At 73.6% G+C, this 15,748-nt stretch carries 19 protein-coding genes and 1 pseudogene; 5 read left to right on the forward strand and 15 right to left on the reverse strand.

All coding sequences use genetic code 11. The features are described 5' to 3' along the window. Nucleotides 1–203: 203 nt before the first annotated feature. The 5 genes and pseudogenes from ACQPX6_RS10210 to ACQPX6_RS10230 all read right to left on the reverse strand — a co-directional run. Nucleotides 204–1,316: pseudogene (locus ACQPX6_RS10210) on the reverse strand (protein rep); the annotation flags it as partial. A gap of 282 nt (nt 1,317–1,598) precedes the next feature. Next, nucleotides 1,599–1,751 carry a hypothetical protein gene (locus ACQPX6_RS10215; RefSeq protein WP_433787188.1) on the reverse strand — a complete coding sequence of 51 codons (153 nt, stop codon included), beginning with the start codon at nt 1,749–1,751 and terminating at the stop codon, nt 1,599–1,601. Beyond that, nucleotides 1,748–2,977, reverse strand: a complete 1,230-nt coding sequence (locus ACQPX6_RS10220; protein WP_433787189.1) for an FtsK/SpoIIIE domain-containing protein — start codon at nt 2,975–2,977, stop codon at nt 1,748–1,750. Before ACQPX6_RS10220 ends, ACQPX6_RS10215 begins: the two co-directional genes overlap by 4 nt. 73 nt (nt 2,978–3,050) lie before the next feature. Beyond that, nucleotides 3,051–3,275: a hypothetical protein gene (locus ACQPX6_RS10225; protein ID WP_433787190.1), complete on the reverse strand. Its 225-nt coding sequence runs from the start codon at nt 3,273–3,275 to the stop codon at nt 3,051–3,053. 68 nt (nt 3,276–3,343) lie between these two features. Then, complete coding sequence (locus ACQPX6_RS10230) at nt 3,344–3,730, reverse strand: hypothetical protein (protein ID WP_433787191.1); 387 nt, start codon at nt 3,728–3,730, stop codon at nt 3,344–3,346. A gap of 132 nt (nt 3,731–3,862) precedes the next feature. Here ACQPX6_RS10230 and ACQPX6_RS10235 point away from each other — a divergent pair, with 132 nt between their 5' ends. Genes ACQPX6_RS10235 through ACQPX6_RS10245 form a run of 3 tightly spaced genes read left to right on the forward strand, consistent with a single transcriptional unit; the run spans nt 3,863 to nt 4,694 of the window. Further along, nucleotides 3,863–4,114 (forward strand): helix-turn-helix domain-containing protein, encoded by a 252-nt coding sequence (locus ACQPX6_RS10235; RefSeq protein WP_433787192.1) that lies wholly within the window; start codon nt 3,863–3,865, stop codon nt 4,112–4,114. 14 nt (nt 4,115–4,128) lie between these two features. Beyond that, the gene (locus tag ACQPX6_RS10240; RefSeq protein ID WP_433787193.1) at nt 4,129–4,407 is read left to right on the forward strand and encodes a hypothetical protein; all 279 of its coding nucleotides are present in this window, start codon (nt 4,129–4,131) and stop codon (nt 4,405–4,407) included. Nucleotides 4,408–4,445: 38 nt separating this feature from the next. Continuing rightward, nucleotides 4,446–4,694 (forward strand): hypothetical protein, encoded by a 249-nt coding sequence (locus ACQPX6_RS10245; protein ID WP_433787194.1) that lies wholly within the window; start codon nt 4,446–4,448, stop codon nt 4,692–4,694. Here the strand turns inward: ACQPX6_RS10245 and ACQPX6_RS10250 are convergent. The 10 genes from ACQPX6_RS10250 to ACQPX6_RS10295 all read right to left on the reverse strand — a co-directional run bounded on the left by ACQPX6_RS10250 (nt 4,691) and on the right by ACQPX6_RS10295 (nt 13,982). Next, nucleotides 4,691–7,360: a hypothetical protein gene (locus ACQPX6_RS10250; RefSeq protein WP_433787195.1), complete on the reverse strand. Its 2,670-nt coding sequence runs from the start codon at nt 7,358–7,360 to the stop codon at nt 4,691–4,693. The two genes, ACQPX6_RS10245 and ACQPX6_RS10250, sit on opposite strands and share 4 nt — an antisense overlap. 151 nt (nt 7,361–7,511) lie before the next feature. Beyond that, nucleotides 7,512–7,733: a hypothetical protein gene (locus ACQPX6_RS10255; protein WP_433782436.1), complete on the reverse strand. Its 222-nt coding sequence runs from the start codon at nt 7,731–7,733 to the stop codon at nt 7,512–7,514. 44 nt (nt 7,734–7,777) lie between these two features. After that, nucleotides 7,778–8,158, reverse strand: a complete 381-nt coding sequence (locus ACQPX6_RS10260) for a hypothetical protein (RefSeq protein ID WP_433782435.1) — start codon at nt 8,156–8,158, stop codon at nt 7,778–7,780. 407 nt (nt 8,159–8,565) lie between these two features. Beyond that, nucleotides 8,566–8,841 (reverse strand): hypothetical protein, encoded by a 276-nt coding sequence (locus tag ACQPX6_RS10265; RefSeq protein ID WP_433787196.1) that lies wholly within the window; start codon nt 8,839–8,841, stop codon nt 8,566–8,568. Continuing rightward, nucleotides 8,838–9,245 carry a hypothetical protein gene (locus ACQPX6_RS10270; RefSeq protein ID WP_433787197.1) on the reverse strand — a complete coding sequence of 136 codons (408 nt, stop codon included), beginning with the start codon at nt 9,243–9,245 and terminating at the stop codon, nt 8,838–8,840. Before ACQPX6_RS10270 ends, ACQPX6_RS10265 begins: the two co-directional genes overlap by 4 nt. A gap of 11 nt (nt 9,246–9,256) precedes the next feature. Continuing rightward, the gene (locus tag ACQPX6_RS10275) at nt 9,257–10,099 is read right to left on the reverse strand and encodes a hypothetical protein (RefSeq protein WP_433787198.1); all 843 of its coding nucleotides are present in this window, start codon (nt 10,097–10,099) and stop codon (nt 9,257–9,259) included. Then, nucleotides 10,096–11,370, reverse strand: a complete 1,275-nt coding sequence (locus ACQPX6_RS10280) for a hypothetical protein (protein ID WP_433787199.1) — start codon at nt 11,368–11,370, stop codon at nt 10,096–10,098. The genes ACQPX6_RS10275 and ACQPX6_RS10280 overlap by 4 nt, the downstream gene beginning before the upstream one ends. Continuing rightward, on the reverse strand, nt 11,367–11,726 hold the full coding sequence (locus ACQPX6_RS10285) for a hypothetical protein (RefSeq protein ID WP_433787200.1): 360 nt from the start codon (nt 11,724–11,726) through the stop codon (nt 11,367–11,369). The genes ACQPX6_RS10280 and ACQPX6_RS10285 overlap by 4 nt, the downstream gene beginning before the upstream one ends. Before the next feature lie 337 nt (nt 11,727–12,063). Beyond that, nucleotides 12,064–12,291, reverse strand: a complete 228-nt coding sequence (locus tag ACQPX6_RS10290) for a hypothetical protein (protein WP_433787201.1) — start codon at nt 12,289–12,291, stop codon at nt 12,064–12,066. 254 nt (nt 12,292–12,545) lie between these two features. Then, nucleotides 12,546–13,982: a recombinase family protein gene (locus ACQPX6_RS10295; RefSeq protein WP_433787202.1), complete on the reverse strand. Its 1,437-nt coding sequence runs from the start codon at nt 13,980–13,982 to the stop codon at nt 12,546–12,548. A gap of 21 nt (nt 13,983–14,003) precedes the next feature. Between ACQPX6_RS10295 and ACQPX6_RS10300 the strand changes: the two genes are divergently transcribed. Next, complete coding sequence (locus ACQPX6_RS10300) at nt 14,004–14,135, forward strand: hypothetical protein (protein WP_433787203.1); 132 nt, start codon at nt 14,004–14,006, stop codon at nt 14,133–14,135. Further along, nucleotides 14,132–15,346 (forward strand): DNA-processing protein DprA, encoded by a 1,215-nt coding sequence (gene dprA, locus ACQPX6_RS10305; protein WP_433787204.1) that lies wholly within the window; start codon nt 14,132–14,134, stop codon nt 15,344–15,346. The genes ACQPX6_RS10300 and dprA overlap by 4 nt, the downstream gene beginning before the upstream one ends. Nucleotides 15,347–15,748 lie beyond the last annotated feature (402 nt).

Below are 15,748 nucleotides of genomic sequence, written 5' to 3' on the forward strand. Positions count from 1 at the left end.
GTGACCACGGGCATCCCGCCGACCTCGGCGATGTCGAGCAGCAGCGGCGCGGTGCCGGACGAGCACAGGGCGTCCCAGGTGTCGGAGGGAAGGGCGATCAGCTCGTTTCCGCCCTGGTCCTCGGCAGCGATCTCCTCGTCTGACTGCTCGCGGGCGAGGCCGGCGAAGCGGCGCAGGTCCATGCGCTCCGACGTGGACCAGGTGAGCTGCCGGCGGCCGTGGCTGGCCTTCTCCCACTCCCACAGCAACGCCACGTCCTCCACGCGGTAGGTCTCCGTGGCGTCGCGGAGGATCGCGAGCGGTGACCGGCCGCCGCGGGAGTCCTTGGCGTAGGACGAGGTCACCTCGCGGGCGGCCTTGGTGAAGTAGTCGCCGAGCCCCTCGGCGCCAACGCGGACGCGGCGTGCGTCGACCCCGTGAACGGGGGTGGAGTCAAGGTCACGTCTACGGAGGGCGGCGTCCCAACGGCGCCAGCCGCGGTAGGCGATTCGCTGCGCAGCGAGATCGTCGACCTCGTGGTCCCAGGCCAGGAGAGCGTGCACGTGGACGTGCCACCCGGACCGGGGGGAGTGGGTGACCTCGACGACGCGGGCCCAGCCGAGCATGCCGGCCTGGTCCTGCACCCACGCCCTGCCGGACGTCACGGCGCCCCAGGCAGCGGAAACGGCGTCCCACAGGTCGCGGAGCCGCTGTCCCTGGTGGTGGCGCATCGTGTACGTGACGAGGTACGCGGACCCGCCGGCCCGGTGCACGGCTGCGATGACGTCGGCGAGCTCGGAGGCCCGGGCGGAAGCGATCTTCGCGGCGCAGCAGGGGCAGGCCCACACGCTGCCGCAGGTGGCGAGGCCCGCGTAGCCGGCGCCCCGGGTGCCGGACACCCGCAGCGTCGGGCCACCGGTGCCGGTGATCGTCGTGCGCCGGCACTTCCGCAGCCGCGACAGGGAGGTGACGGGGCGGGCCCGCTCGAGCAACGCCCACCGTTCGCCGCGGCGCACGCGGGCGGCGGTCTCGTCGTCGTCCCGGTCGGTCAGCTCGACACCGGTGGAAGGGCTGTCTGCGTAGTTACCAAGGGGCCCGGTGGGCGGGGGCGCGGCGGCGCCTACGGCGCCGCGCGCGCGGCGCCGCGCTCCTGTCTCCGACCCGCTCGCGCCGCGCGCCGCTGCTGCCTCGGGCACGACACGGAACACGCCGTCGGGCACGTTGGTCACACGCCAGCCGTCCGGACAGCCAGGGGGACCGAGGGGAGCCTCCGGCGGCCGCTCCGCGGGGGGCCTCGCTCCCGGGGGGTGGGAGGGGCGCCCCTCCTCCCCGCTCACGACGACGCCTCACGGGTCGCACGGAACGCCGGCCGCGGCAAGGCCCTGCGGTCGCGTTGGGTAGGCACGTGCGGGGGCCCTGGGGCCGGGTGGGGCCTTGCCCCGGCCGACAACCCGTGCGAGGCGGTGCCCGCCGACGCGACCGGGGAGGAGGGGCCGGGGGCCGGGGTGTGCGGCTGGGGCCGCAGGAGCCACGCCAGGCGGTCGCGCTGCGCCGGCGTGAGTGGTGGGAGGGCGGCGACGACCGCCGCGACGTACTCGGCGAGGTCTACGCGCTGCGGCTCAGGCATCGGCGAGGCCGTGGATGACGGCGAGGACCAGGAACAGCGCCCCGGCGATCGCGAGCAGCACGACGGCCGGCGTCCAGCGCCGGGCGCACGGCACGGCCAGGAACGCGAGTCCACCAGCAACGGTCCACAGCACAGCGGCGGTCATGCGGCGGTCCCGGCGTCGCCCTGGTGGTCGTCGTCGACCAAGTGCAGCGGCGGGCGGTCGAGCTCGGCGGCGGGCCCGACGGCATCGACGTACTCGACGTACTCGCCGAACCACGGGGCCCGCATGCGACACAGCGGCCGGCCGGGCGCGGAGACGACGGCGATGCCGGGGGCGGCGGTGCGGTGTGCGGCGCCGAGCTCGCGGGCGTCGTCGCCGTGGCCCATCACCAGCGAGTCGGCGGGGACGCGGAAAGACACGACGAGGGCGAACTGCTCGCGGGCGTAGCCTCCGCCGGTGGCCTCGGCCTCGGCGCGCTGGGCGAGCATCAGGACCCGGACGGCCACCTTGCGGCCCTCGGAGAGCAGCCGCAGCGTGGCGGACTTGATGCGGTCCAGGACCGGCCGCTCGCCCTTGCCGGGCTTGGGCAGGGATCCGGCGGCGCGCAGCAGCCCGGGGAACTCCTCGAGCACGACGAGCAGGAGCGGCACGGCGGCGGTGGGGTCAAGCTTGTCGACGCCGCGGGGCATGGTCGAGAGCCGGCGGTCCATCTCGGCCACGAGGCCCTCGAGCGCGGCGGCGTGGGCGTCGAGGTCGGCGGTGCCGGCCGCCTGGTGGTCGCGGTGCCGTGTGCCGTCCCAGGGACCACCGAGCAGCAGGCCTGTGATGTCGGAGCCGGTCACGAGGACGTCGGGGGCGTGGGCGCACTGGGCGAGCAGCCCGTAGGTGAAGCGGGACTTCCCGGACCCGTTCTGGCCTTGCACGAGGAGGTGCGCGGACTCGGCGAGGGCGTGGGCGATGGTCTCGCCGTCCTCGGCCCGGCCCAGGATGAGCCGGGTCGCCGCGCCGGTGACGGGTGCGAGCTGCGCGTGGAAGGCGTCGGCGAGCGGATCGGCCATCGACAGCCGGACGCGGGCCCAGCGCAGGCCGTAGGGCTCGACGGTGGCGCACACGGCGCCCAAGGCCGGCGCGATGCGGTGGGCCTGGGCGGCGAGGTCCTCGGCGAGCTGGCCGGGCAGCAGCTCGACGGTGAGGACGGGCTCGGGGTCGGAGCTGACGTCGACGAGCTTGGGCACGAGGACGGTGGTGCCGGCGGCGACGTCGACGGAGTGCACCAGCCCGACGCCCTCGCACACGGCGCGCCAGGCGGGGCGGTAGCCGGTGGTGCGCTCGCGCTGGGCCAAGAGCTCGGATCGGGCCGACGGGCGCCGGCGGGACAGCAGGGACACGGGGACCTCCGGAGACACGTCGGGCCCGGCCGCAGGGGAAGCGCGGCCGGGCCCGAGTGGTGGTGGGGCAGGCTCAGGCGGCCGGGTCGGGCTGTTCGGTCGCGATGACCTGCAGGGGACCGCGGGTGAGGGACCCGTCGGCGTGACGGACCTCGTGCTGCTCGACCTCGCGCCCGTCAGTGGTGCGGCCGAGGTGGATGCGCCGCGCGGTGGTGCCGGTCAGGAGTCCGTGGTTGCTGGGCCGCGTGCACCAGTGCGGGCAGTCCAGGACGAGCAGGTCGTGGGCCGTGGTGTCCATGGCCGCTACGTCTCGCACGACGACGCGAGGGTTACGCGTGATCGGCTCGACCACCGTGGCGGGGGCGCTCACGCCGCCTGCCCCTCGGGCTTGTGCTGGTCGTGGCGCTGCTGCTTGCCGCCGGCGTCGCGGACGGCGGCTGCCTGCCAGTACTGGGCGAGCTTGCCGTCCTTGCCGACGCGGACGTTGACCTCGAGGCCGTCGACCGCGACGGGGCCGAACTGGGTTAGCACGGGCTGCTGGCGGGCCGGGACGCGGACCTGCAGCACCTCCGGGCGCTCGGCGAGGGTGGGCATGAGGTAGCAGGTCCACAGGAAGTCGCCGGCGTCGTCCTTCTCCTGGTGCTCGGTGAGGACGCGGCGGCCGCCCTGGTCGTCCCAGCGCATCAGAGGCTCGGGCTGGCCGGCGGAGACGAAGCCGAGTGACTCGGCGGCGACGGGCAGTGTGCGAAGCATGGCAGGTCAGTTCCTCTCGATCACCGGTGCAACTGATGCATCCGGGGCGACACGAGAGTGGCACATCGAGGGAAACTGGTGCAAGTAGGGCAAGAGGTGGGATCGTGTCAACTGCGCTGCCAACATGCGCCCGTGCCCGAGGAGAGACGGTTGCTGTCGACCGGAGAAGCCGCCCGCCACGTTGGCGTGGACCGCAGCACCCTCGGCCGCTGGGTTGCAGCTGGCCTCATCACCCCAACTCGACGCACAGTCGGCGGGCAGTACCGCTGGGACCTTGAGGAGCTCGACGCTCAGCTGCAGGACCTCGAGCAGCGCGGCGCCGACCAGCCACCGTTCGCTAGGGAACTAGCAGATGCACCGCGACACCCGGAGGAACCGTCGTGAGCCGTGGGAGGACCGTGCGTCGCCGCCCCGGGACCGATGTCACCGGGACGGTCACGGTCGGGCGCCTGCATGAGCTGTCCGATGACGAGCTCGAAGAGGCGAAGCGGTGGCACATTCCCGGCGAGGACCCGGTAGCGCGTCTGCCTGACATCTACGCCGAGGAGCAGCGCCGCGCGGCTGAGCGATTGACCCGGGCGGCCCTGCGCCTGACCCGGTGGAACATGATCGTCGCCGTGACGGCGATCATCGTCGCGGCGACCTTGGGCATCATCCAGATCGTCACGGCGGGCTGACGCCGCCACACCCACAGCCACGCGAGGAGCCTGAGTAAATGCCACACAGCCGCGCGGAGTTCGTCAGCATCGCCGAGCGCGTTCGGAACGTGGTGCACACGATCCGGGCGACCGACGACCTCGGTGAGGCCGCACCGAAGTTCCTCGAGCTCGACGACGACCAGCGCGTGACCGGTGCTCTCATGTTGGCGGCTGTCCTGTCGACACTGCCGCCCGAACTCATCGACCGGAACATCGACGGGGTCGTGGGGGTCATGCTCGAGGGGCTGGCCCGCGAGGAGAACTAGCGGCGATCGAGGCGACGTCGCCCGCGTGCCGTGATGCGCGCAAGTCCCTCCGGGTCCAGGTCCACCCGCCACTGCAGTCCGGTCATCGCCCGCTCAACGGCAGCACCGATCTCACTGGGCGGCGAAGCATGCCCACGTGCAGTAGCTGGCCCTGTCGCCGTGGGGTCCCCGACTGCTGCAGTCGCCGCGGCTCGAGCGGGCGCGTAGACCGCAGCTCCTGACGCGTACGAAGGGCGGAGCCCCGAGAGCGAATCCTGCACAGGCGCCTGGATGCCGGCGGCGATCTGCCCGCCGATGGACTCGCCGACGCGAAGGAACCGCTGGTCGCGAGCGAGGATGTCGCCCTGGCGGATGACGTCGCGGGCGAGGAGCTGCATGGACGCGCGGACATCGCCGGCGCCGGCGTTGAGTCCCTGGACGAGGCCGGCGATCGCCTGCTGGCCAATCTCGCGGTCGAACACCTTCGACGGCGACTTGATCCCGAGGGCGCCCTTGACCGCTCTGATGGCGGCGGTGGCGACGGCGACCGCCGCGGCGACAACCATGGACAAGCCACCGGTGATGGCGGACGCCATGCCCGCGATGAGCATCGAGCCGGCAGCCGACCAACCGGGACGGGTGCCCTCGACCGAGGCCTGGCCCTGCCGGGCGGCATCGCCGGCGTGCTGCGGGATCGGGGCGGCGCCGTTCTTCACTCCGTCGGCCGCGCCAGCGCCCGCACCGCGCCCAGCGGCTTCCCACGCTCCGCGCTGACCGGTGATGTCCGCGGCACCTCGACGGGCAGCGTCACCAGCAGCACCTGGCAGCGGCACCAGACCGCCGCGAGTGCCATCGACAGCGCCCGACCCGACCGCGGTACCGGCGGCCTTCATCCCGGGCACGCCGGCGGCCAGGGCGGCGGTGCTCTGTGCGAGCTCGTTGTCGATGGCCATGGACAGCCCGTCGAACGCGGCCGCCGTGTTCCGCATGGACTCGCCCACCGAGTCCGGCACCCCGGGAATGAAGTCGATCACGGCAGCGAGCGCGCGGAGGATGCCGGCGCAGGCGCTGTACACGGTCGACGCGATCGTCAGGAACGCTGTCTTGAAGAAGTTGACCACCGCGCGGACCGCGCCGAGCAACAGCGTGAACCCGTCGATGACCATCGGGATCATGGTGAGCAGCAGCGTGAAGAACTGCTGCATGGCCGGGTCGTTGGACAACTCCTCGAACTTCAGGGAGAGGTCGCGGACCGAGTCGGCGATCATCTGCCAGACCCGGGGCGGCACCTTGTCGATGAACCGACCAACGGACGCCGCGAACCGGCCGAACGACTGCCCGAGGCTGCCGAAGTCGATCTCCTGAAGGGTGTTGTTGATCGAGTCGAAGAACTCCTTGAGGCCGGGCCCGGCGTTGGTGAAGAACTCGGTGGCCTTGAGGATCAGCGTCGAGATGACGCCGATGACCGAGAAGGTCACGTCGCGGAGCTGCTCAAGCGCCCGAGTCATCAAGGAGGACTCGCCGCCCTCGGAGAACTTCCGGAACAGGTTGCCGATGCGCTCGGCGACGCCCCCGACGATCTCGCCGAGGATGCGGAACGCGCCCGTGGTCTGAGCGGCCTCGAGGAGACCGGACACCAGGCTCTTCAGGCCGGGCGTCAGCGTGTCGAGGAAGACGCGGGTGTTGCCCAACACCACGTTGAGCTGCCGGATGCCCTCGGCGGAGGTGAACACCCCGAGCAGCTCGCGGATCATCCCCGAGACCGAGATGGCGACACCCTGGAAGCCCGTAGTCAGCTGCGGAAGGACGCGCTGGCCCAGGTCGCGGAACACGGGCGTGAGCTCGCGCTGGAAGGTGTCGGAGACCGCGCGGCGGAGGTTGTCCAGGCCAGGCTTGGCGGCCTCGGCAGCCTTCTTGATCCCGTCGAAGCCCAGGGCCACGGCGGCGCCGGCGCCCGCGACGCCGAACAGCAGCGCCGGCAGCCCCGAGACCGCAGCCCCGAGGGCGCCCACGACTGCGGTGACCGCGCCCGCCACGACGAGCATCGAGGCGAGCTGGGCGCCCATACCGACGAGCGCCGTCGCCGCGCCCACGATGACGGCGATCACCGCGCCGATCGGGCCACCCGCTCTACCGAGCATCGAGGTGAAGCCGCCGATGGTGCCTACGGTCTCGCCGAGAGCGGAGCCGAGCTTCCCGCCGGACTCCGCCGCGCCGGCGAGGCCGCCCGCGATGGACCCGAGCAGGCCCGGCAGCCGTGAGCCCGCCGAGAACAAGCCCTTGAAGGTGGTGGTGACGGCGTCCAGGCCGCCGCCCACGCCTCGACGATCCACGTCGACCTTGATCGTGGCCCGCTGGCGGCTGATGCGGGCAGCCGCAGCGCGGGCCTCGGCGAGTGCCTTGCTGGTGTCGGCGCCGACGTCGAAGCGGATGCGCCGGCCGTCGGTGGCCCTGACGAAACGCTCGGTCTCGCCGGAGGCCCGGGCGGTGTCAGCGCCAACGTTGACGTCTACGGCCTCGCGGCTGATGCGGCGCAGGCTGGCGGCGAGCTCGGCCTGGAGCTGCTTGAGGTCCGCGCCGATCTCGACATCGACGCGGGCACCGCGCTCGAACGCGTCCAGCTCGCGCTTGAGCTCGCGGGCGAACCCGCTCGTGTCTGGCGTTACGCGCGCGCTGACCTGCGCCACCTGACGCCCACCAGGGCCAGCCACAGGGTCACCTCGCCGTCGCACTCGTCATGTCGTTGCCGACACGGGACGAGGCGCCTGGCCCTGTGATCCGTGGTACCGCGAGAGGTGAGAGCGCCTGGCTCCGCACCGCCTCTGAGCAGCAAGAATACTAGACCGGGTGGACGATGGGGAAGCGGCGCCGCTGCTCAGCGACCACGTCACGGTGGGAAACGCCGGGAGCGTGCTCGAGCAGCCACGCGCGGCGAGCTCGGCGCCACGAGGGGAAGCCGGCGACGCGGAGCCACTCCTGGTCGCCGAAGGACCAGCCCGCCGGCGGGTCGTGTTCCGGCGGCCACGCCCGCCAGTCGTGGACGAGGAGCTCGTCGGGCATCGCCAACAGGGCAGCGGGACCCCCAGCGCGAGCGTCGCGGCGCCTCACCGGGCCACGCCCTGGATGCCGTAGGTGCCGCGGGCGCCGGCGCGGCGCTGGGGCCGGCGGCCTGCCGCGGGGTCGTCCTCGTCGCCGGTGGGCACGCGCAGCACCGCGAGCAGGCGGGCCAGGACCACGCGCTGCTGTCGGGCCTCGGCCAGCGCCGGGTGCGACACCTGCCCGCCGCGGCCACCGACGATGACCAGCCCGTCGGCCTGGGCCAGCTCGTGCAGCTGGTCGATCAGGTCGACGGTGCGGGCGGCCTCCCGCAGGATCGCCGACTCGTGCTCGTCGAGCTGCCACTGATCGGCGATGCTGCGCCACAGCCGGCGCCCGCTGGCGTGCAGGCCCTTGGGCGCGGGGTGGCGCTGCTCGGTGCCGGCCACGGGCTCACCTCCTGGTGTTCGGTGCGATTCAGGTCAGGCGGATCGGATTCCGCAGTGACCAGCGGGCGCGGGGCCGGGGTCGGGAGGGGCTCCCTGCCCCCGCCGGCCCCGCAGGGCCACGCGCAGGTCGCGCGACGATCCGCACGCCCGAATATTCTCTGCGAATTTGTTTGCATTTCTTTCTGCGATTTCTTGCAATAGTTTCTTCGCGATGTTGCACGAACTCATGTGCGAGAAGTGGCGCGGCACGCCGGCCACCCGTGGCTGAGGACGGGTGGTCGGCGTACCGCTCGGACGCTGGTCGATCTGTGCGCGGACCTGACGCGCTCCCGACCATCGCTCCCCGCGGCTCCCGCCCCCAAGGAGTGGGCGGTGGGGTGACGTTGACGTCCTGCTCAGGGCGCGACCTACCCGCGCTCGCCGTGCGCGGTGGTGTGGCCGGCTGCGATGTGGTCGCGCAGGACGCGGTAGCGCTGCTCGGTGGCGTCGGCCTCGGCCTGTCGTCCGGTCGGGTCGTGGCGCCGCTCGAGCTCCTGGCGCGCTGCCCGTCGCGTGTTGAGGTCGCGGTCGTGGTCGGCTCGGTACTCGAGCTGGCCGTCGTCGAGGTGGCGCACGCTGCCCTCGTCGTGCTGCTGGCGCTGGTGCCGCTGCTGGTAGAGCTCGCGCCCGCGGGCCACGCTCACGACTGCGTGCCCCACTCGCTCGTCCGGCTGGCGCGGTCGGTGCGGCGCTGCGTGCCGGGGTGCTGCTGGCGGTAGAGGTCACGGCCGGCGGCGATGGTGCCGCGCTCAGGCTGGCCGGCGCCGTCTGTGCCGCCCTGGCCGTCACTCCTGGTGCGCGGGTGGCGGCGGGCGTACTCGTCGCGGCCGGTCGCCGTGGTCGCACCGGACCGGCTGGCCGCAGCGAGGCGGGGCCGGTCGCGGACCGCGGTGCTGATGGCGGCGCCGAGCTGGCGGTCGTAGTCGCCGGCGTCGGTCGCGATGGCGCCGGCGGCGGCGGTGAACGCTGTGGAGTCGAGCAGAGCGGCCGGGTCGGCGCCGTGCTCGGCGGCCAGGCGGTTGACGGCGACGGTGAGGTGATCGGTCACGGGTGTGCTCCTCAGGCGATGGAGGCGGTCGCGGTCATGGCGAAGTCAGGGGCGTCGGCAGGCGCGGTGCGGCGCTCGACCTGCTCCTCGTCGGCGGCACGCATCTGCGCGAGGTCGGGGCACCACACGTGGGCGTCGCTGTCGGGGAGGGCCGTCGCGAGCCACCGCAGGCCGGCGCGGTCCCGGGTGGGGCCGTCCTCGGGGTGCAGCTCGACGTGGGGCCAAGGCGGGGTGCGGCCGGCCCAGAGGGTGTCGCGGTGGCGGACCTCGCCCTGCTCGCGGACGAGGCGGGCCCACTCGGCGTCACCGTGGCCGTCGGGTCGGACGACCTCGAGGTGGGCGCGCCGCAGCGCGAGGTAGCGGTCGACGAGCTCTCCGAGCCGGCCCCAGGCGGTGACGGCCTTGCCGCCGGCGGTGATGGCCTGGTCGGCGGTCTCGGCTGAGCCGAGGTGTCTGTCGAGGGTGCGGGCCTCGTCGAGGACCTCGCCGACGCCGGCGCGGATGACGTCGAGCGCGAGGTCCCGGTCGTCGTCGATGGCCTGCTCGAGCATGGAGGTCAGGCGGTTCTCGACGGCGGAGCGGACGTCGTTGGCCGCGCGGGCGGCGGCGATCTGGGCCTGGACCTCGGCCATGCGGGCGCCGGCGTCGGCCGGGTAGTCCTTGCCGCTGGCGATCTCGTCGGCGATGTTCGCGATGAGGGAGCGCCGCTCCTTCTCCCCGTCGGAGTCGACGGCGGCGAAGCGCTGGGCCCGGACGCGCGCGAGAGCAGCACGGAGGCCGTCGACCTCGGGGATGGCGGCGAGGGCGCGGCCGAGCTCGGAGCCGGGCGGGGTGTTGAGCAGGGTTCGGTTCATCGGGTGGGTTCCTTCTCTTCGGGGTCTGGACGGGGGTCCGTACCGTCGTGCTCTTCGACTGCGGCCCACTGCGGCCCACTGCGGCCGGCCGCGGTCGCCGGTGACTGCGGCCCACGGCCCCCCTCTAAGGGGGCCGCAGTCACGGCAGCAGTCCGGGCAGCAGTCGAGTCGTCATCACTGGCAGCGGTCACTGCTCGGTAGCCGCGGGCCTTCCGCTTGCCCTCGATCTCGACGACGCGGCCCTGCGCGATCAGGTCCTCTACGGCGTCTCGGATCGTCTTCTCGCGGAGGCTGAGGCCGGCCTTGCGCGCTTCGGCGAACAGCCGGCGCTCCGATGCGACGGTCCGGTCAGGGACCGCGGCGAGTACCTCGAGCAGGAGGTCGGCGCTCGTCGGGCCGCCGTCGCCGTGTTCGTCCGCGGCGTCGTGGTCGGCTGGTGGCCAGAACCTGAGCTCGAGGTCGGGGCTCCGCTGCTGGGTGTCGTCGACGGTCAGCTCACCCAGGAACGTCTTGCCGACCATCGCCGACGCGCGGCCGTGTCGACGCAGGGTGCCGGGTCGGTCCTTGGTGACGAACACATGTGACCGTCCGCGCTGGCCTCGGCCGAACGGCTCGGCGTTCTCGAGCAGGATGCAGGTCCCGGACAGGCCGTTGGCCTTATGCACCGAGCCGATCGCGCCACGGTTGCGGCGCTCGGGGTCTTTCGGGACGTGGTCGGCCGACAGGACGGCCGCTCCGACACGGGTGCAGGGCTTGACGAGGTGCCGGCGGAACAGGGCGGCGCCGTCTTCCTCGCGGATCGGCCAGCCGTGCAGGCTCATGGCCTCGTTGACCCCGTCGAGGATCACCAGCGATGGGACCGGGTCGAGCAGCGCAGCGAGCGCATCGGGGCTGACCCTGCGCTCGGGGCCGACGAACCTGAGTCTGGCGAGCATGTCGGCCGGCGGGACGCCGAGCGCGCGCAGTCGGTCGATGGTGTCGCCGGGGTCGGCTTCCTCGAAGTGCAGGTACACGACGTGTTGGCCGGCGACGAGCTCGGTGGCGGTGCTGGCGAGGGCGACCCAGGATTTGCCGGACTCCATCTCGCCGATGACGGCGTGCTCCTTGCCGGGGTAGAGCAGTCGTAGCCCGTCGCGGCGAGCGAGCCCGACGGACGGCTGGGCGGGCGTGATCTCGCCGCGGAGGTAGGGGCCGAGGTCGATCGGCGCCCACGAGTCGGGCCCGTCGTCCTCGGGGCCGGGGTAGTCGCGCCCGAAGTCGAGCACCGTCACGACGCTCGGCTCTGCTGCTCGAGGTCCCGCGCGGCTCGCATGCGACGGAACACGCCGCTCTCCGGTGTCTCGCCCCAGGCGCGGACGCCGGGGATGATGCCGTGCGCCGCGATGTCACTGGACGCTTCAACGAACGCGCGCGGGACGGGTGCCCCGATGCCTTGCTCTTCGGCCCAGCGGGCGAGCGCGGCGCGGACGACGCTAGCGAGCCATGGCTGCGACCCGGGCACGAGGGCGAGGTGCTCGGGGGTGAACGCCTCGGGGACGGGCCCGCACGTCAGGAACGGCCCGCAGAGGTCGTACACGGTGACGAGGTGGTCGACGGGGGGAAGGTCATCGTCGGGGCGGTCGATCACGTCGCCCACCACCCCGGCTGAACCTCGATCGCATATCGGCCGCGGCCGCAGTGCGCGCGCCGGATGTTGCCGTGCGGCTCCCTCACACGGTGAAGGTGAATGCTGACGACCCCGGGCACCGAACAGAACGGGCAGCCGACGGGGAGCCCCCACTGCGACCGGCCACACGAAGGCGGAAACACATCCCGGGCCAGCACCACAACAACCGGGCCGCCGTCCTGCGCGGTACGATTCGGGGGACTGGCGCTCTTCTCGGGGCTGGTCGGGTGAAGTGGGGAACTGGTGGGAAGCGCCGGCCGGGTGGGGGCATCTGGCCGGCCTTCTCGTCTCGGGGCGCTCACCCGTTGGCCACCGAACGCTGCGGGCGCAGAAGAGTCGCGATCCGGTCGCGCTGCGCGTCAGTGAGCGGTGGGAGCTGGTCGACGACTCGGCGGACGTGCGCCTCGAGGGACGCCGCGCGGAGCTCGCGGCGCTCCGACGACAGGTCGGCATCGGGGTTGTGTCTGCTGCGCGCGGCGAGTCGTGCGCGGGCTGTTCGCTGCTCAGGCGTCAGCGAGGTGGTCATGGCGGACCTCGTGGTGACGAGGTGCCTGCGGATCGGCGCTACGGGGAGGCGATCCCCAGGCACGAACGGGCCAGGGGTTCACGCTCGACCCGCCTAGGGCGCCTGGCCCACGATCACGCGGTCGTTCTCGGAATCCTCAGTTCCCGCCGCTGCGGCGCCTGGCCCACGGTCTTACGGAATGGCTTTCCCGATAGCGATCATGTTCTGTTGTGCTACATCACCGTAGCATTAACGACGTCGTCGGTGGCGCGGCACTAAGGACGCGTGTCGTCGCCGGGCTGCGGCTTGCCCACTATCTCGACGGTCTCGGGCCGGAAGATGCGGGTCCCGCGTCCTGGCGGGTGCAGCCGAACCACGACCAGGGCGTCGATGACTGCTCGTCGTCGGTCGACGTCGAGAGCGTCCCACGCCGCCGCAACATCGTCGGCGGCCACGAGCGGGGACAGGATGGACGCACGGCCGGCTTCCGCCTGGGCGGTCTGGACCTCGGCGAGGCGCGCCCGGAGCCGCTCGGTGGCGGTGCGGAGCTGCGAGGCGGTGAGCTCCCCGTCGGCGAACTCGGTGGCGAGGCTGTCGAGTCGAGCTCGCAGCATGGCGGCCTCGTCGCGCAGTGCCCCGGCGTCGGGTCTGTCGTGATCGACCAGGAGGTCGACGGCGTCGGCGCGTCCGAGGCGGCCGACGATCACTCGCGTCACGAAGTCGTCGACCGGGTCCCGGAGTCGGCTCAGGTGGCTGCTGACGGTGCACCGGTATACGGGCTTCCCGTGGCTCGCGCCGCCGCCGTGCACCGTTGCGCCGCAGACCCCGCACAGGCCGATGCCCGTGAGCAGTTGGCGATGGGCGCGCCCCATGCCGCCAGTGTTGCGTCCGGGGTCGGCCAGCACCGCACAGGCAGCGCGGAAGGTCTCGACGTCGACCAGCGCCGGCCACAGGGCGGGGCCGACCTCCTCGCCCAGGTGCGCGCGGATGCCGGCGTTGCGCGGATTCGACAGCACTCGCCGCACGGCGTCTGCCCGCCACGTGGTGGGCTCACCGCGGGTGCGAGCCCGGTAGGAGCGCTGTCCGGTGCGGAAGCCCTGGGCGTTCCAGTCACGGGCGATGCGGGCTAGCGGGACGCCTTCGAACAGGTCCTGGTAGCCGCGGCGGACCGCAGCCGCCTCGTCGTCCCGCACCGTCATGCCGTCGTCGCCGTAACCGAACGGGCGTCGTCCGCCGATGCGCCGACCCTGCTGCGCGGCCTGGACCGCGGCTCGTCGCTGACGGTCGGACTTCGCGTCGATCTCGTGCTGAGCGACCTCGCCGAGCACACCAGCCGTCAGCCGGCCCGCGGGCGTGGTCGGGTCGATGTCGGAGCCCCGGGCGAGCGCGATCATCACCCCGGCGTCGCGGCACGCATCGATGAGTGCGAGGCGGTCCCGGGCGGTACGCGCCAGCCGGTCGAGCGCCCACGCCACCACGATGTCGACCTGTTTGGCGCGGACGACACCTAGCAGCGCCTCGAACGCTGGCCGGCGCCGCTTGCCCGCGGCGCTGGTGTCGTTGTCGACGTACTCCCCGGCGAGGGACCAGCCGCGGCCGTCGATGAGGCTCTGGACGTCCTCCCTCTGGCGAGTGACTCCGAGCTCGTCGCCGGTCCGGTCGCTCGAGATGCGCAGGTAGACCGCCGCGCGCGCGGCGTCACTCCGGGTCACGTCGGCTAGGTTACTACCCTCGTGGTCGCGTGGACGCTCGCCGACCTGCGCGGGGCGGCGGGCCCCGAACGCTGCGACCTCGTCGAGGCCGTCCGGTTCAAGGGGTTCACCGGGGCCGGCGACGGCGCCGCCGACGACGAGGACGTGGCGTGAGCGCGGCGGCGGTGCCGGACGCCGGGTCGGTGGTCGCCCGCGACGTGCTGCTCGCCCGCGCCTACCTCTCGCGGGTCGCCGAGCCGCCCGCCCCCGCCCTGGCCGCGCTGGTGGCGGAGATCGGGCCGGTGGCGGCGGCGTGCAGGGTCCGCGAGGGCGCCCTCCACGGGCCGGGCGCGATCCCGCCGGCCGTGGCAGCCGAGACCGCGGCTCGCCGCGCCACCGACCGCGCCGAGGCCGACCTGGCCCTGCTCACGGCCCGCGGCGGGCGCCTGGTCGTCCCCGAGGACCCCGAGTGGCCGGCGCTCGCCCTCGCGGGCCTGGGCATCGCCGCGGGGGTCGACGGCGCCCCGGGGCTCGAGGGCGCCTCGGCACGCGACGGCCTCGCGGAGCCGCTGGCCCTGTGGGCGCGCGGGCCGCTGCGCCTCACCGGGGCGCCGGTCGACTGGGTCGGGATGGTGGGCGCACGGGCGGCGAGCGAGTACGGCCTGTGGGTGGCGCGCGACTGGGGCGCCGACCTCGCCGACCGCGGCAAGACGGTGGTGTCGGGCGCGGCGCTCGGCGTCGACGGGGCCGCGCACCGTGGCGCCCTCGCGGTCGAGGGGCGCACGGTGGCCGTGCTGGCCTGCGGCATCGACCGGGCCTACCCGCCCAGCCACGCCACGCTGCTCGACCACCTCGCCCGCCGGGGGCTGGTGGTCACCGAGTACCCGCCGGGGACGACCCCGGCGCGGCACCGCTTCCTGGTCCGCAACCGGCTGGTCGCCGCGCTCACCGCCGGCACGCTGGTCGTCGAGGCGGCCGCGCGCTCGGGGGCGATGCGCACCGCGCTCGTGGCCGAGGCCCTCGGCCGCTCGGTGATGGTGGTGCCCGGGCCCGTCACGTCCGCGCTCTCGGTGGGCTGCCACGAGCTCGCCCAGCGGCCCGAGGTGTCGGTCGTGGGGCGCCCGGCGCACGTCGCCGAGCGCGTGAGTCGAGTGGGGGACGGGCTCGCGACTCCACCGGGGACCCCGACGCGTCCGACGGACGGGCTTGACCCGGCGGCCCTCCGTGTGCACGAGGCCCTTCCCCTCCACGCGGCGCGCACAGCCGTACGTCTGGCCCACGACAGCGGCGTCGACCCGGCCCACATCGCCACTCACTTGAGTGATCTCCAGGCCTGCGGTCTCGTCGACCGGGAGGGTGACCGGTGGCGGCGTCGACCCGAGTGAACAGGCAGAGCGCGACGAGCGGTTGCAGAGCGCGACGAACGGGACCGCTCCTCGCCGGTGGCACACGGTCACCGCACGGGCCGTGGCGGTGCTTGACCCGCCGCGTCCTGATCGAGACTCTTCACCGCGATGACCGGCACGTTCTCTCCCGACGACTCGCGTGGACGCCTGCCCGGGCCGTCCCGGTCACCCGGTCGAGGGGCCTCTCGTGAGTTCCCCTTCGACCCGGTCACGTCGTCACGCTCCGCGTTCACCGAGACGGACGCCGCGAGCGGCCCGACCGCCACCGATGCACCCGTCGGGGACGCCACGCGCCGTGACCGGCCCGCCGCGGTCCCCGCGCCGCGCCGCCGATCGGCCGCGGAGACGCCCGCGTCCGCCCCGGCCACCGCCGCCGCGCAC

Source organism: Actinomycetospora sp. CA-101289 (assembly GCF_050955895.1).
GTDB lineage: Bacteria > Actinomycetota > Actinomycetes > Mycobacteriales > Pseudonocardiaceae > Actinomycetospora.

Coding starts and splice junctions, on each gene's coding strand:
- ACQPX6_RS10215 (WP_433787188.1), bottom strand. CDS start 1,751: ATGACCGCCGCTGTGCTGTGGACCGTTGCTGGTGGACTCGCGTTCCTG.
- ACQPX6_RS10230 (WP_433787191.1), bottom strand. CDS start 3,730: ATGCTTCGCACACTGCCCGTCGCCGCCGAGTCACTCGGCTTCGTCTCC.
- ACQPX6_RS10225 (WP_433787190.1), bottom strand. CDS start 3,275: ATGGACACCACGGCCCACGACCTGCTCGTCCTGGACTGCCCGCACTGG.
- ACQPX6_RS10275 (WP_433787198.1), bottom strand. CDS start 10,099: ATGAACCGAACCCTGCTCAACACCCCGCCCGGCTCCGAGCTCGGCCGC.
- ACQPX6_RS10290 (WP_433787201.1), bottom strand. CDS start 12,291: ATGACCACCTCGCTGACGCCTGAGCAGCGAACAGCCCGCGCACGACTC.
- ACQPX6_RS10245 (WP_433787194.1), top strand. CDS start 4,446: ATGCCACACAGCCGCGCGGAGTTCGTCAGCATCGCCGAGCGCGTTCGG.
- ACQPX6_RS10255 (WP_433782436.1), bottom strand. CDS start 7,733: ATGCCCGACGAGCTCCTCGTCCACGACTGGCGGGCGTGGCCGCCGGAA.